Origin of the sequence: Spirillospora sp. NPDC048823, from assembly GCF_043198445.1 — a bacterium.
GTDB lineage: Bacteria > Actinomycetota > Actinomycetes > Streptosporangiales > Streptosporangiaceae > Spirillospora.
Genome location: NZ_JBICUT010000002.1, coordinates 26,105 through 40,373, shown reverse-complemented (window position 1 = coordinate 40,373; position 14,269 = coordinate 26,105). Strand labels below are relative to the sequence as shown.

12 protein-coding genes are annotated in these 14,269 nt (G+C 72.4%); 5 read left to right on the top strand and 7 right to left on the bottom strand.

Going from position 1 to position 14,269, the window contains the following annotated elements:
• Positions 1 to 8: 8 nt before the first annotated feature.
• Positions 9 to 410, bottom strand: a complete 402-nt coding sequence (locus tag ACGFK0_RS03905; RefSeq protein ID WP_392899714.1) for a hypothetical protein — start codon at positions 408 to 410, stop codon at positions 9 to 11.
• Between the two features lie 102 nt (positions 411 to 512).
• Between ACGFK0_RS03905 and ACGFK0_RS03900 the strand changes: the two genes are divergently transcribed.
• Both ACGFK0_RS03900 and ACGFK0_RS03895 read left to right on the top strand, forming a co-directional pair.
• Entirely contained in the window at positions 513 to 680 is a 168-nt protein-coding gene (locus tag ACGFK0_RS03900) for a hypothetical protein (RefSeq protein ID WP_392901462.1), read from the top strand.
• A 208-nt stretch (positions 681 to 888) separates the two neighbouring features.
• Positions 889 to 1,731: a class I SAM-dependent methyltransferase gene (locus ACGFK0_RS03895; RefSeq protein WP_392899710.1), complete on the top strand. Its 843-nt coding sequence runs from the start codon at positions 889 to 891 to the stop codon at positions 1,729 to 1,731.
• Between the two features lie 4 nt (positions 1,732 to 1,735).
• Here the strand turns inward: ACGFK0_RS03895 and ACGFK0_RS03890 are convergent, their stop codons facing one another.
• The 5 genes from ACGFK0_RS03890 to pdxH form a co-directional block, all read right to left on the bottom strand.
• Entirely contained in the window at positions 1,736 to 2,731 is a 996-nt protein-coding gene (locus ACGFK0_RS03890) for a zinc-dependent alcohol dehydrogenase family protein (protein WP_392899707.1), read from the bottom strand.
• Between the two features lie 5 nt (positions 2,732 to 2,736).
• Positions 2,737 to 5,124: a SpoIIE family protein phosphatase gene (locus ACGFK0_RS03885; protein WP_392899704.1), complete on the bottom strand. Its 2,388-nt coding sequence runs from the start codon at positions 5,122 to 5,124 to the stop codon at positions 2,737 to 2,739.
• A gap of 213 nt (positions 5,125 to 5,337) precedes the next feature.
• On the bottom strand, positions 5,338 to 6,042 hold the full coding sequence (locus ACGFK0_RS03880) for a metal-dependent transcriptional regulator (protein ID WP_392899701.1): 705 nt from the start codon (positions 6,040 to 6,042) through the stop codon (positions 5,338 to 5,340).
• 236 nt (positions 6,043 to 6,278) lie between these two features.
• On the bottom strand, positions 6,279 to 7,451 hold the full coding sequence (locus ACGFK0_RS03875) for an MFS transporter (protein ID WP_392899700.1): 1,173 nt from the start codon (positions 7,449 to 7,451) through the stop codon (positions 6,279 to 6,281).
• Positions 7,452 to 7,582: 131 nt separating this feature from the next.
• A complete protein-coding gene (gene pdxH, locus ACGFK0_RS03870; RefSeq protein ID WP_392899697.1) occupies positions 7,583 to 8,293 on the bottom strand; it encodes a pyridoxamine 5'-phosphate oxidase in 711 nt (236 codons plus the stop codon).
• Between the two features lie 126 nt (positions 8,294 to 8,419).
• Here pdxH and ACGFK0_RS03865 point away from each other — a divergent pair, with 126 nt between their 5' ends.
• Positions 8,420 to 9,526 carry a citrate synthase 2 gene (locus ACGFK0_RS03865; RefSeq protein WP_392899694.1) on the top strand — a complete coding sequence of 369 codons (1,107 nt, stop codon included), beginning with the start codon at positions 8,420 to 8,422 and terminating at the stop codon, positions 9,524 to 9,526.
• A gap of 147 nt (positions 9,527 to 9,673) precedes the next feature.
• Here the strand turns inward: ACGFK0_RS03865 and ACGFK0_RS03860 are convergent, their stop codons facing one another.
• Positions 9,674 to 12,700 (bottom strand): ABC transporter substrate-binding protein, encoded by a 3,027-nt coding sequence (locus ACGFK0_RS03860; RefSeq protein ID WP_392899692.1) that lies wholly within the window; start codon positions 12,698 to 12,700, stop codon positions 9,674 to 9,676.
• A 39-nt stretch (positions 12,701 to 12,739) separates the two neighbouring features.
• Here ACGFK0_RS03860 and ACGFK0_RS03855 point away from each other — a divergent pair, with 39 nt between their 5' ends.
• A complete protein-coding gene (locus ACGFK0_RS03855; RefSeq protein WP_392899690.1) occupies positions 12,740 to 13,117 on the top strand; it encodes a hypothetical protein in 378 nt (125 codons plus the stop codon).
• A 10-nt stretch (positions 13,118 to 13,127) separates the two neighbouring features.
• Positions 13,128 to 14,264: a phosphoserine transaminase gene (gene serC / locus ACGFK0_RS03850; protein WP_392899689.1), complete on the top strand. Its 1,137-nt coding sequence runs from the start codon at positions 13,128 to 13,130 to the stop codon at positions 14,262 to 14,264.
• Positions 14,265 to 14,269: the final 5 nt, after the last annotated feature.

Below are 14,269 nucleotides of genomic sequence, written 5' to 3'. Positions count from 1 at the left end.
CTGCCGGGTCAGCCCGTGATGTCGCGGGCGACCTTCGCCGCCCCGAGCGCCGCCGCGCCCCCGGCGACGCCCACGGCCCCGGCCGTCGCCCACAGCGGCAGTCCCGGACGGGTCTTCACGCCGCTCACGAGGTCGAGGGAGTCGACGGCGAGGCCGAGCCGCGCCCACAGGCGGCGTCCGGAGTCGTCCCCGCTGAGCAGGTAGCCGGCGCCGAGCGCGATCTCCCGCGCGGCGAACATCCGGACCATGTAGTCGCGGCCCGGGTCGGCGCCGCCGCCCATCCCCATGGCCTTCACGGTCAGCTTGGGTGCGGCGAACGCCGCGAGGCCGAGGGCGATCCGCCCGCGCGCCAGATTGGTCATCATGCCGTCGAGCCGGTCCCGGCCGTCTGTTTCCTTCGCATCTGCCACAAGGGGGAGGTTATCGGTGCCCCGTCCGGACCGAACCCGCGGGTAACCCCTTCCTTACACGTCTATCGTTCAGGGAGGCGGCATTCCCCCGGAAGGACGAAGGTGACCATGGAAGGCATCCTCAGCCTGGTCGTCGTGTCACTGCTCGCCGCGTTCTGCGTGCGCTGGGCCGCGGTGCGCCTCCGACTGCCCATGCCCACCCGGATCGCGGTGATCACCGTGTTCGTGCTGGTCGTGCTGGCGCTGTACGGGCAGTACCTGAACGCCTGAATTTGTGTGCGGCGGGTACCGAACTTACCGCCTCGACGGAGAGTCATAACTGGCGAAACCGGCTTCACGCCCGTTCGACGCCCCCGCCGAGGCAGACGTGAGTCACCCGGATCGTCCGGGTGTATCTGGCCCTCCGGCCCTGGCCCCGCGCGGCGGACGCGAGCGACACCCCGTCCGGTGAAGCCGGCCCGAGCCGAGGGAGAACCCAGTGCCGCACCCGGCGCCCGCGATCCAGGAGACCGGCGGCACGATCGCCCCGCATCTGCGGCGGCTGCTGGAGTTCGTCGAACCCGCCCGCGACGACGTGTGCCTGGACGTCGCGCGCGGCCGCGGCCCGATGCCCGCCGCGCTCGGCCCGCAGGTGCGCCATGTGACCGCCGTGGACGCGATGCCCGCGCCCGCGCAAGGCGCGCACGGCGCACGCGACACGCGCGGGGCGCATGGGCGGACGTCCACGGTGGAGTTCGGGACGGGCCCTGTCCGGCTCACCGGGGACGACCCGCCGCCGGCGTCCGCGACGCGCGAGGACCGACGGCCGCATCCGGTCGGGCCGGACCAGGCCACGATCAAGGCGGACGCCACCGCGCTGCCGTACAGGGACAACGCCTTCTCCCTGGTGACGGCCCGGTTCTCGCTCTACAACCTGGGCGACCCCGACCCCGTGCTGCGCGAGCTGCTGCGGGTGTGCCGGCCCGGCGGACGCGTGATCATCGCCGACCTCGTCCGCGGCAACCTCACCGGTCCCGACCGGGACCGCATCCAGCGGCTCCGCGATCCCGACCATCCCGGGACGCCGTCCATCGCCCGCCTCACCGAGATGATCACCTCGGCGGGCGGGAGCATCCGCCGCCTCGACGTGTTCACCGTGGAACGTCCCGTGGAGCCGTGGCTCGCCGGGTCCTGCGACGACGCGACGGCCGACCGCATCCGCGACGCCCTCACCGACGAGGTCGACGGCGGCCCGCGCACCGGCGCGAAACCGCGCATCATCAGCGGCGAACTCTGGTTCACCCAGTCGTGGGCTCACGTGGCCGCCGAACCCATCCCCTGAATGGTCAGGGGACGAGGACGGCGGCGCCGGTGAAGCGGTCCGCGGCCAGATCCGCCAGCGCGCGGTCCGCGTCGTCCAGCCCATAGGGGTGGGTCGTGACGGCCACGTTGAGGCGGGCGGCCATGGTGAGGAACTCCTCGCCGTCCGCGCGCGTGTTCGCCGTCACCGACCGGATCTGGCGCTCCTGGAACAGGTGCCGCTGGTAGTCGAGGGACGGGACGTCGCTCAGATGGATGCCCGCGACGGCGCACGTCCCGCCGCGGTCGAGGCGTTCCAGGGCGGCCGGGACGAGTTCGCCCGCCGGGGCGAAGACGATCGCGGAATCGAGCGGGGCCGGGGCGGGGTCGAAGGAGTCACCCGCCCAGGAGGCGCCCAGCTCGCGTGCCAGCTCGCGGGCGGCGGGGCTGCGGGTGAAGACGTGCACGTCGGTGCCCTCCGCGATCGCGATCTGCGCGGCCAGGTGGGCGGAGCCGCCGAATCCCCAGATGCCGAGGCGCCCGCCGGGCGGGACGGCGGCGCGGCGCAGGGCGCGGTAGCCGATGATGCCCGCGCACAGCAGCGGCGCGGCCCGGACGTCGTCCAGCTCGGGCGGCAGCGCGTAGGCGTAGGCGTCCACGGCCAGCGCGTGCTCGGCGTAGCCGCCGTGGGCGTCCCAGCCCGTGTAGACCGAGGACGGGCAGAGGTTCTCGGCACCGCGGCGGCAGAAGCGGCACGCGCCGCACGTCCCGCGCAGCCAGGCGACACCGACCCGGTCGCCGGCGCCGTGCAGCGCGCCGGTACCGGCGGCGACGACCTCCCCGACGATCTCGTGGCCCGGCGTCACGCCGGGCAGGTGGACGGGCAGGTCGCCCTCCGCGACGTGCAGGTCCGTCCGGCAGACTCCGCAGGCCAGGACGCGCACGAGCAGCTCGCCCCGCCCGGGCGACGGAATGTCGCGGGCGGCGCGTTCGAGCGGCCCCGACGAGATCGGGGACGGGGTCCGCACCACCCAAGCACGCATGGCGGTCAGGGCGTCAGCGGTAGTTCGAACCAGACGGCCTTGCCGTCCGCGGTCGGCCTGGCGCCCCACCGGGTGGCCAGCTGGTCGACCAGGTACAGGCCGCGGCCGCCCTCGTCGGTCTCGCCGGCGCTGCGGATGCGCGGCAGCCGCATGTCGGAGTCGAACACCTCGACCCAGATGGCGTCGGCACCGCGCCGCAGGCGGAGCCGGAACTCCTTGGTCGGCGGCTCGCGGCGGCCGAGGTCGGCGCCGAGGTTCCAGTCGTCTTCAGAGAACGCGCCGTCGAACGAGTCGGCGTCGTATCCGCCCGCATCGTAGGAAGCCCTGTTGTACGGACCCGTGTCGTACGTGCCGGTGTCCTGCGGGCCGGAACCGAACTCGGTGTTGAACTGGACGGGCGGCGGGGCGCTGAGCGGCTCACCGCCGCGCCCGGGAGGCCCGGCCGTCACCGGAACACCCACCTCGCGGCGCGGGGCGGGCGTGGCGGTGGCGTGCAGCACGACGTTCGTGACGACCTCGGAGACCAGCAGGCACGCCAGCTCGGACTGCTCGTCCAGCATCCCCCAGGACGCGAACGTGTCGGCGGCCATCCGGCGGGCCTCCGACACCATGATCGGCTCGGCGGTGAAGTCGCGCTCCTCGACGGCCAGTTCGTCGCCGGCGGTGCGGATCACGACGATCGCCACGTCGTCGTCGATGTCGCCGGGCACCGCCTCGTAGGCGGCGTTGGCGACCGCCTCGACACCGCCGCGGGAGGCCTCGGCGACGGCGGCGCGGACCATCTCCCGCGACTCCTCGCGGGTGTAGTACTCGCCGTCGTCCTTGGGGCGCCGGTCGATGAGGCCGTCGGTGTACAGGACGAGGGTGGAGCCCGGTTTCAGCTCGCTCGTCTCCTCGTTGAAGAGGATCTCGCCGCCCATGCCGGGGGCGCGCAGGCCGAGCATGCCGCCCTCGCTCTCGAACGGCAGCTCGCCGACCTGGCCGTCCACGATCAGCATCGGCGGGTCGTGGCCGGCGTTGGCGAACTCCAGCACCCGCGACCACGCGTCGTACACGAAGTAGGTGCACGAGACGAGCGGCGGGCGGACGAGGTCGTCGCTGTTCCAGCCGGACCGCATCCGCTCCGGACGGGTCATCGTGCGGACCCACTCGTCCAGCTTGCGCAGTATGTCGGCAGGCGGCTTGTCGTCCTGGGCGAAGGCGCGCAGCGCGGCGCGGAGCTGCCCCATCACCGCTGCGGCGCGGGCGCCGCGGCCCTCGACGTCGCCGATGACGAGGCCGACGCGGCCCGCCGACAGCGGGATCACGTCGTACCAGTCACCGCCGACCTGCGTCTGGATGCCGTGCCCGTGCGACTCCAGCGGGCGGGCCGGCTCGTACCGCCAGGCGATCTGCAGGCCGTCCAGCGGAGGCGGCCGGTCGCCGGGCAGCAGGTGCTTCTGGAACGCCAGCGCGGTGTCGCGCTCCTCCTCGAACAGCAGCGCGTTGTCGACGGCGAGCGCGACGCGGCTGGCGATCGCGCCCATCAGGTCGCGGTCGAAGCCGTCGTAGTGCGGGTCGGGACGCTTGGTCAGGTTCGACAGCGCCAGGCTCATCACACCGAGCAGCTCGCCGCGCACCAGCAGCGGCGCCGAGATCACCGACGTGATGCCCATCTCGTCGCCGAGCCGCTTGGACGACTCGGTCGGCGCGGCGAACCGGTGCTGGATCATGTCCTCGACGAGGACGGCGTCGCGGCGGCTCATCGCCTTCTCGCTGAAGTGGCCGCGGGGGTAGGAGACGGGCTCGCCGACCTCCGCCCAGGTCCCGGGCGGCGGCTCCCAGCCGCCCGCGTGCCGCGACACCCGCCGGTACAGCCGGTCGCCGGTGTACAGGTCGATGAAGCAGTGGTCGGCGAACTGCGGGACGAGCGTGTCGGCGACGCGCCGGAGCGTGCTCTCCAGCTCCAGGGATCCGGCGAGCCGCTCGCCGATGCGTTCCATCAGGCCGTAGCGGTCCTGCTCGCGCTGGTTGGAGCGCAGCGCCTCCCGCGCGAAGATCACGACGCCGTCGACCGCGCCGGACGGGTGCCGCAGCGGCACCGCGTGCGCGCGGGTGTAGACGGTGGTGCCGTCGGCGCGCAGGTTGCAGAACGTGCCCTCCCACACACCGCCCTTGAGGACGTGCTTGGCCAGTTCGGTGGCCTGCTCGTGGTCCTCCTCGGCGATCCCCAGGGACAGGACGGAGTGACCGATGATCTCGTCGCCGCCGAACCCGAACAGCTGGCGGGCGAAGGCGTTGCCGTAGATGACGTTGCTGAAGCGGTCGCAGACGATGACCGCCATCTCCATCTGGTTCAGGACGGTCTCGGGCGGCAGATACGCCTCGTCAGGCGCTTCCCCCCAGTGGCTCATCTCCCCATCCCGGTACCAGTCGCGATCCCCGCCCGGGCCGCCGCCCGGCTGATCACCGGGCGTCGCGGCGCGGACATCGCACGTGTTCGTCTCGTCGTATTGAACGACGAAGCCGCCGCCGGGATACGCCCGAAAGGCGCGAAGCCACGGAGATCTTCGGTATAGACCTTCGAGACGGAGCCGCCCACGCCGCCGGCACGCATTCCCCGCGGGTCAGCGCCTGCTGACGAACACGTGCTCGGCGATGTCGCGTGGCAGTTCCGTCGCGGGACCGTCGGCCTCGTCCTCACTGATCACCCGCACCCCGTCATCGGTCGCCCGAAGAGTCACCTCTCGTCCCGGTTGTATCCCTATCTGCTTGAGTCTAAGCATCAGGTCGCTGTCGCTTTGCACCTGCTCGCTGATCCGGCGGATCACGGCGTCCGCGCCACCGGGGCTGGCCACCGCGGTCATCACCGACAGCGGCGAGGTGTCGGCGGCGACGCCGCCGGTGGCGCCGAGTTCGGCGAGGCCGGGGATCGGGTTGCCGTGCGGGCAGGTGGTCGGGTTGTCCAGCAGTGCGACGAGCCGGCGTTCGACGTCCTCCGACATCACGTGCTCCCACCGGCATGCCTCGATGTGGACGTCCTCCCAGGGCAGTCCGATCACGTTGACCAGCAGGCATTCGGCGAGGCGGTGCTTGCGCATGACGCGCGTTGCGAGACCGCGACCGTTCTCGGTCAGCTCGAGGTGCCGATCTCCCTCGACCCGCAGCAGCCCGTCGCGCTCCATCCGCGCGACCGTCTGGCTCACCGTCGGGCCGCTCTGGGAGAGCCGCTCGGCGATGCGCGCACGGAGGGGGATGATCCCCTCCTCTTCGAGCTCGAAAACCGTCCGGAGGTACATCTCCGTGGTATCGATCAGGCCGTGTGAGGTCACAGCTCCCTCCAGTCTTATGGGGCCGAGTCTACTTGCTCGGACCCGGCACCGCCGGGCCCCGCGAATATCCTCGTCAAGCCGGGTACGGGGGAACGCAAGATGAACGCTGAACCTTCCCCGGACGCGGAACCGTTCCTGCCCCGGACGCCCGAAGAGCGGGCCGATCTGGACGCGCTGCGCCGCGCCGGCGCTCGGCTGACGCGGCGCCGGGTGAGATGGAGCCGGGTGAGCCGGCGTCAGGGTTTGACGGGGACCGTCTCGGCGGTGCGGGTGTCGTAGCGCAGCAGCGCCGGGACGGCGAACGCCGCGATGACCACCAGGACCGCGCAGGCGAGGCCGCCGCCCACCCACGACGCGGTGGCGCCGGTGACGCTCGCGGTCGCGCCCGCGCGCACGTCCCCGAGCCGCGGCCCGCCCGCGACGACGACGGTGAACACGCCCTGGAGCCGTCCGCGCATCTCGTCCGGCGCGTAGGTCTGGAGCATCGACTGGCGGAAGACGGCCGACACCAGGTCCGCCGCGCCGCCGACGGCCAGCAGCACCACCACGAGCCACAACCGCCCGGACAGCCCGGCGGCCGCGACCGCGAGGCCCCAGATCACGATGGACGCGACGAGGGCGATTCCCTGGCGGTGCACCCGTCCGATCCAGCCGGACGACAGCCCGCCGAGGAACGCGCCGATCGCGATCGCGGCGAACAGGTACCCGACCGCCCCGTCGCCGCCGAATCGGGTCTCGGCGACCTCGGGGAACAGGGCGCGCGGCATCGCGATCGCCATCGCGATGATGTCCACGACGAACGACATCATCAGGACCGGCTGCGTGGACAGGAACCGGAGCCCGTCGAAGACCGACCGCAGGCCCGGCGCCCGGCCGGTGTCCGCGAGGGGCGGGATGGCGGGGAGCCGCAGCGCCGCGTACAGCGCGACCGTGAACAGCACGGCGTCCAGCGCATAGGCCGCGCCGTAGTTCCAGCGCGCGAGGATGACGCCCGCGAACAGCGGTCCGGCCAGCCCGCCGCCCTGCAGGATGGTGAAGTTCAGGGTGTTGGCGGCGGGGACGAGCGGCGCGTCGAACAGCCGGGGGATGATCGCGCTGCGGGTCGGCGAGGACACCGCGAACCCGACCGCCTGGACCGCCACCACCGCCATGATCAGGGCGAGGCTCTCGATGCCCAGCAAGGCCTGGGCCAGCAGAAGCAGGGTCGCGACCCACATGACGCAGGACGAGAGGAACAGCAGCCTGCGCCGGTCCATGTGGTCGGCCACCGCGCCGCCCCACAGCCCGAACACGATCAGCGGGACGAGGTTGACGAAGCCGAGCACGCCCACCCACAGCGACGACCTCGTCATGTCGTACACCTGGACGGGGACGGCCACGGCGGTGACCTGGAACCCGACGAACGACACGCCCTGCCCCAGCCACAGCCGCCGGAAAGCGGGCAGGCCGAGCGGCCGGGTGTCGATCGCCAGCCGGCGCAGCCTGCTCCCCCGCGCATTCGTGCGGGCCTTGCCGTCCTTCAGGGGTTCCTCCGGGGGCTTCAGGGAGACAGTCTCTCCATCACCCAGTCCCCTGAATCGTCCGGGGCGGAGCGACGATAGCGGATCCGATCATGGAGCCGGTCACGGCGGCCCTGCCAGAACTCGATCGACTCCGGGACGAGCCGGTAGCCGCCCCAGAAGTCCGGCAGCGGAACGGCATCCGCGTCGTCGGCGTCCGGCGACCCCGGGGGACGCCCCGAGGCGGGGTCCGGCCAGCGTTCGGCCAGCTCGGCGTAGCGGCGCTCCAGCATGTCCCGTCCGGGAATGACGCCCGACTGCCGCTCGCTCGCCCACGCACCGAGCCGCGACCCGTACGGGCGCGTCCGGAAATAGGCGGCGGACTCGTCCCGCGACAGTTCCTCCACGGGACCGGCGACGCGCACCTGCCGGTGCATCTCATGCCAGGGGAAGACGAGCGCCGCGCGGGGATTCTCCGCGAGGTCGCGCCCCTTGTGCGAGGTCAGGTTCGTGAAGAAGCGGAATCCCTGCGGCCCGTACCCCTTCAGCAGGACGGTCCGGGCGCTCGGCACCCCGTCCCCGGACGCCGTGGCCAGCACCATCGCGTTCGGTTCCGCGAGCCCGAAGGTGTGCACGTCGGCGAACCATGCGGCGAACAGCGCGAGCGGGTCGGCGGGGAGTGAAGTTTCCACCAATTCGCCCCCTTCGTAGGATCTTCGGAGCCGTGCGGGATCGGGCGTCGTGGAATCCACAGCGTCAGAGCCTCTCACCTGGGTCTTGTGCAACTCACATGGCCCCTGGGTACTGGCAAGTAAGGCGGACAGGGTTCAATGGCACGGCACCGCCTTATCACTCATGGGGACGAAAGGCAGGACGACATGTCCGACTTCAAACCTGGTCTCGAGGGGGTCGTGGCCTTCGAGACCGAGATCGCCGAACCGGACAAGGAGGGCGGCGCCCTCCGCTACCGGGGCGTCGACATCGAGGATCTCGTCGGCCGCGTCTCCTTCGGCGACGCCTGGGGCCTGCTCGTGGACGACAGCTTCGACCCCGGCCTGGCCCCGGCCGACCCCCACGTCCTGCCGGTCACCTCCGGCGACGTACGGGTGGACGTGCAGAGCGCGCTCCCCACCCTCGCCCCCGCGTACGGGATGCGCCCGCTTCTCGACATCACCGACGAGGAGGCCCGCGCCGACCTCGCCCGGGTGTCGGTGACGGCGCTGTCGTTCGTCGCCCAGTCCGCGCGCGGCATCGGCGTCCCGATGGTCCCGCAGGACAAGATCGACGCCGCCGGGACGATCACCGAGCGGTTCATGGTGCGCTGGCGCGGTGAGCCCGACCCGAAGCACATCCAGGCCATCGACGCGTACTGGGTCTCCGCCGCCGAGCACGGCATGAACGCCTCCACCTTCACCGCCCGGGTGATCGCCTCCACCGGCGCGGACGTGGCGGCCAGCGTGTCCGGCGCGATCGGCGCCATGTCCGGCCCGCTGCACGGCGGAGCCCCCGCCCGGGTGCTGCCGATGATCGAGAAGGTGGAGCAGCTCGGCGACGCCCGGAAGGTCGTCGCCGACATCCTCGACTCCGGCGACCGGCTGATGGGCTTCGGCCACCGCGTCTACCGCGCCGAGGACCCGCGCGCCCGGGTGCTGCGCCGCACCGCCAGGGAACTGGACGCGCCGCGCTTCGAGGCCGCGAAGGCGCTGGAGGACGCCGCCCTCGCCGAGCTGCGCGAGCGCCGCCCGGACCGCCCGATCGAGACGAACGTGGAGTTCTGGGCCGCGGTCATCCTGGACTTCGCCGAGGTCCCGACCGCGATGATGCCCGCGATGTTCACCTGCGGCCGCACCGCCGGGTGGGCGGCCCACATCCTGGAGCAGAAGCGCACCGGCCGCCTCGTCCGGCCGAGCGCCAAGTACACCGGCCCCGGAACGCGCGACATCAACGACGTCACCGGAGCGGCGAAGGTCCTCAAGGCCGGCTGAACGGCCGATCCCCCCGCCCCCGAACGTGCCTTGAGGCCCCCGGCCGATCCGGCCGGGGGCCTTGTGCAGTGCTCACCGCGACGCGCCGGTGCTCACCGCGACGCGCCGGTGCTCACCGCGACGCGCCGGTGCTCACCGCGACGGTGCTCACCGCGACGCGCCGTGCCCGTTCCCGTCGCCGGGCGGGCAGGCGGCTTGGCCCTGCTCGCCCGCGATGAGGCGGCCGCACACCTGCTTGACCTCCGTCGTCCCGTCCGGGTTGATCGTCGCGAGGATCACCGGCTTGTCGAGCACCCGGTGGCCGGTGCCGCGGGAGCTGAACCGGATGACGCCGCTCGCCCCGTTCCGCAGGACGTCGTGGTCGGGGTCGTTCAGCGCCGCGAACACCGACCCCGCCGACGGCAGCGCCTTCTCCTGCCAGTACACCTTGCTCGCCACGGTCGCGACGAGGGTGGCCGCGTCGTAGGCGACGGCGGCGCGGGTGATGGACGGCCGCTGGCCCTCGTTGTTCTCGTCCGTCATCTCGCGTACGGCCGGGTCGTAGTCGGAGTAGAACGTCTGCGGCGCCTGGTCGCCGATCCACCGCCACGTCCACGCCTCCCGCGCGGCCAGCGGCGTGAAGTACAGGTCGAAGGTGTCCTTGCGGCCGATCTCGGCGGCGTTGTCGCTGACGTACTTGGCGATCTCGTCGTCGGCCATGACCAGGGGCCGCTTCGGGCAGGACAGCTCCAGCACGTTGATGAACGAGCGGAACTCGTCCGACCTGCCGGCGAAGTAGAACATGTCGGGCTGTTCCCGGCACGCCTCACGTACCGACTTGTCCAGCTCGCCGGGGTTCCCGTACGGCCGCATGCGCACCTCGCCCGGCCGGAACGCCTCCTGGAAGTCGGCGGCCAGGTTCCCGCTGTAAAGGTCGTCGGGGTCACCGTTGTAGACGACGACCGCGTCGTCCACCTTCGTGCCGCCGATGTGGCCGTTACGCGCCCAGTAGGCGGCATGCCGGGCGGTCCGCAGGTTCGGTGACGCCAGCCGGAAGTAGTACGGCGAGTAGCCCGCGTCGCCGTCGAGCAGGGCCGTCCCGTCGTAGCTGTTGGCCGTGCCGACCAGCGGCAGCGCCGACTTGGCCAGCAGCTTGATCGCCTCCTGCGTCTGCCCGCGGCTCTGCTCGAAGCCGATCACCGCGACGACGGAGCGGTCCTCCAGCGCCCGCTCGCGGATCTGCTCGGCGACGTGCCCGGCGTAGCGGAACCTGGCACCCGCGTTGCCGATCAGCACCCGCAGCCGCAGGTCGTCGCCCTCGGCGGCGTCGTTGAACCGCTGCTGCGCGATCGCCAGCCCGATCAGCTCGCCCTGGACCCCGGCGAGCAGGTCGATCCGGTGGTTCTTGATCGACGGGTCGGCGGTCACCGGGCCGAGGTAGACGACCGTCGCATACGGCTTGCCGGACTCCTTGACGTGGTCGTTCAGGTCCTCGATCCGGTCGAGCACGCGGTTCAGCCGGTTGTCGTTGTTCCGGCCGCCGGAGTCCTCGCCGAAACGGAAGGATCCGTCGGTGATGCCGACGCATTCGCCGTTCGCCATCCGCCTGATGCCGAACGGCGAGCAGTACTTCACCACCTGGACGGAGATCACCGTGATGGACGCCGCCGCGACCGCGACCATCGCGATCCACGGCAGCGCGGGATGGGCGATCCGGGGGCGTCGCCGCACCGGCCGGACGGGCAGGAGGTCGCCGCCCGGGTCGCGGGTGATGTCGACGCGCAGTTCCCGGCGCGAGCCGAGGGCGCCGACGCGCCGCTGCTCGCGCGTGTAGCGGTCCCACAGGCCGCGCGCGCCGATGACGCTCTGCGGCTCGCCCGCCGACACGTCCACGCGCACCGCCTGCGCGATCCGGTCGACCAGCCTCGGCCCGGACGGGGCGTTCGGGCCGTCGTCGGCGGGCGCGGCCGGGTCGACGCCGGCCGTGACGATGAGCGGGTCGAAGCCGGGGAACCGGTCGTCGGCCTGGCCGTCGGCGCGGACCCGCTCGGCCAGCTCGACGAACGCCACGCCGGGATGCCCGGCCGACAACCCCTCGAAGATCAGCACCGGGTAGCGGACCCGCGCCCACGCGGCCCGCCGGTAGTCGCGCCGGTAGTTGCGCCGCAGGTCCTCCAGGAACGCGGCGACGAGCAGCAGGTCGATCTGCTCGCCGTGGTCGTCCGGCTCGACGGGGCGCGGATCGAACACCCCGAGCGCGAACCCGAGGAACCCGGTGGAGTCGCGGTCCACGTAGGGCTGGCGGAGGAACCATCCGAAGCTGCGCACCCCGTACCAGCCGCGCGTCCTGGCGAGGATCTGCACGGCCACGAACGCCAGCCCGATCACGGCGGCGAGCACGGCGGCCGCGAGGTCGAGGGCCGCGGCCGTCCCGGCACTGACCAGCGCCACGACCGCGATCCCGATCGGGGCGATCTGCTCCAGGAAGGCCAGGAACGTCGCGGGACGGCCGCGCGGCGACTCGAGGTCGCGGAGGACGTCCCGTCCGCGCCTGCGGATCACCCGGTTCAGCTCGCGGCGGCGGGCGTTCTCGTTGTCCCCGACCGGTGGACGCGTCAGCCGCCGGACGAGCTGGTGGTTCTCCCGTTCGGCGGGCGAGGCGCCACGCGGCGGCGGGCGGTCCCCGGCCGCCCGGATCTCCCGCAGGTCGCGCAGCCACAGCGCCATCTCCAGCAGCGGGAACCGCAGCGGCGGCTCGCCTCTGGCGCGGCTGCTGGGCTGCGACAGCTCCCGCTTGGCCTCCCGCAGGACGCCCGCGACGTCGGTGGCGGGCGTGTCGGCGGCGATGTGCGACACCGGGGCCCGCTCGTCCTCGCACCGCGTCTTGAGCATCTCGGCGGCATGGGAGGTGGCGCGGCCGGGGCCGAGGAGCAGCAGCAGCGGCCGCAGGCGCTCCCGCCACCGCCACGGCGGCCGCTCCCGCAGCCGTTCGTACAGGTCGAGCACTCCTCGCAGCCGATCCTCGCTGAGGATCCGGTCGCCGTCGCCCGCCATGCGCCCCGCCTCGCTTCCCTGCTCGCCTCTCTTCTCCGGCCGTCCCCCCGGCCCGCCCGCCGCGCCCTTCGAGTTGGACGCGCCTTCGAGTTGGACGCGGCGGACCGTGAAAAGGATCGAAACTTTTCCATGAACACGCAACCGACAATGAAACTTGGCCACTTTGTCATCATTGGTGCCATGAGCGACAAACGTGCCGGTGCGGACGACGAGCCGCTCGACGGCGACATCGGCCCGGCGTCCGGCGCCGCGGCGGCCGGCACCGCGGCCTCCGACACTGCGGCGTCCGGCGCGCCGGAGGCCGATGCGGGCGAGGAGTTGCGGCGGTATGAGGCGGAACGCGAGGAGCGCCGCCGCCGCACCAACGCCGTATCCGGACGGGTAGCCGTCGTGGTGGCCGCCCTGTTCCTGGCGTTCCTGACCTACGACTCCGTCCGCACGGCCGTGGCGGCGCGTTCGAAGGGCGACGACTGGATCTACCCGCCCGCGGTCATCGCCGGGATCTGCGCGATCGCGCTGGCGACCCTGGTTACCTGGGCCGCACGGCGGGTGAAGTAGCCTTCTTCGAGTGACCGACAGCGCGAATCCAGCCATTGACATTCCCGCCGACCTGAAGCCCGCCGACGGCCGTTTCGGGTGCGGCCCGTCGAAGGTCCGTCCCGAGCAGCTCACCGCGCTCGCCGGGTCCGGCTCGACGTACATGGGGACCTCGCACCGGCAGAAGCCCGTCAAATCCCTGGTCGGGCGGGTCCGTGCGGGCCTGGCCGAGCTGTTCTCGCTCCCCGAGGGGCATGAGGTCCTGCTCGGCAACGGCGGCACCACCGCCTTCTGGGACGCCGCCGCGTTCGGCCTCGTCCGGCAGCGGTCGCAGCACCTGACGTTCGGTGAGTTCTCCAGCAAGTTCGCCAAGGTCACCACGGGCGCGCCGTGGCTGGGCGACCCGACCGTCGTCAGCGGCCCGCCCGGAACGCACCCGGAGGCGTCCGCCGAGGAGGGCGTCGACGTCTACGCCCTCACGCACAACGAGACCTCGACCGGCGTCGCGATGCCGATCAGGCGCCCGGCGGGCACGACCGCGCGCGAGGGCCTCGTGCTGGTGGACGCCACCTCGGGCGCGGGCGGCCTGCCCGTCGACGTGACCGAGACCGACGTCTACTACTTCGCGCCGCAGAAGTGCTTCGCGGCGGACGGCGGGCTGTGGCTGGCGCTCGCGTCCCCGGCGGCGCTGGAGCGGATCGACGAGATCGCCATGTCCGACCGGTACGTCCCGGAGTCCCTGAACCTGAAGACGGCCGCGGACAACTCCGCCAAGGACCAGACCTACAACACCCCGGCCGTGGCGACGCTGCTGCTGCTCGCCGAGCAGATCGAGTGGATGAACGGCCAGGGCGGCCTGGAGTGGACGACGTCCCGCACGGCCGACTCGTCCCGGCGGCTCTACACGTGGGCGGAGAAGACGGCGTACACGACGCCGTTCGTCGTCGACCCGGCGCAGCGTTCGCAGGTGGTCGGCACGGTCGACTTCAACGACGACGTGGACGCGGCGGCCGTGGCCAAGGTGCTGCGCGCCAACGGGATCGTGGACACCGAGCCGTACCGCAAGCTCGGCCGCAACCAGTTGCGCATCGGCATGTTCCCGGCGATCGACCCCGATGACGTGGAGGCCCTGACCGCCTGCATCGACTACGTGGTCGAGCGTCTCTAGGTCGA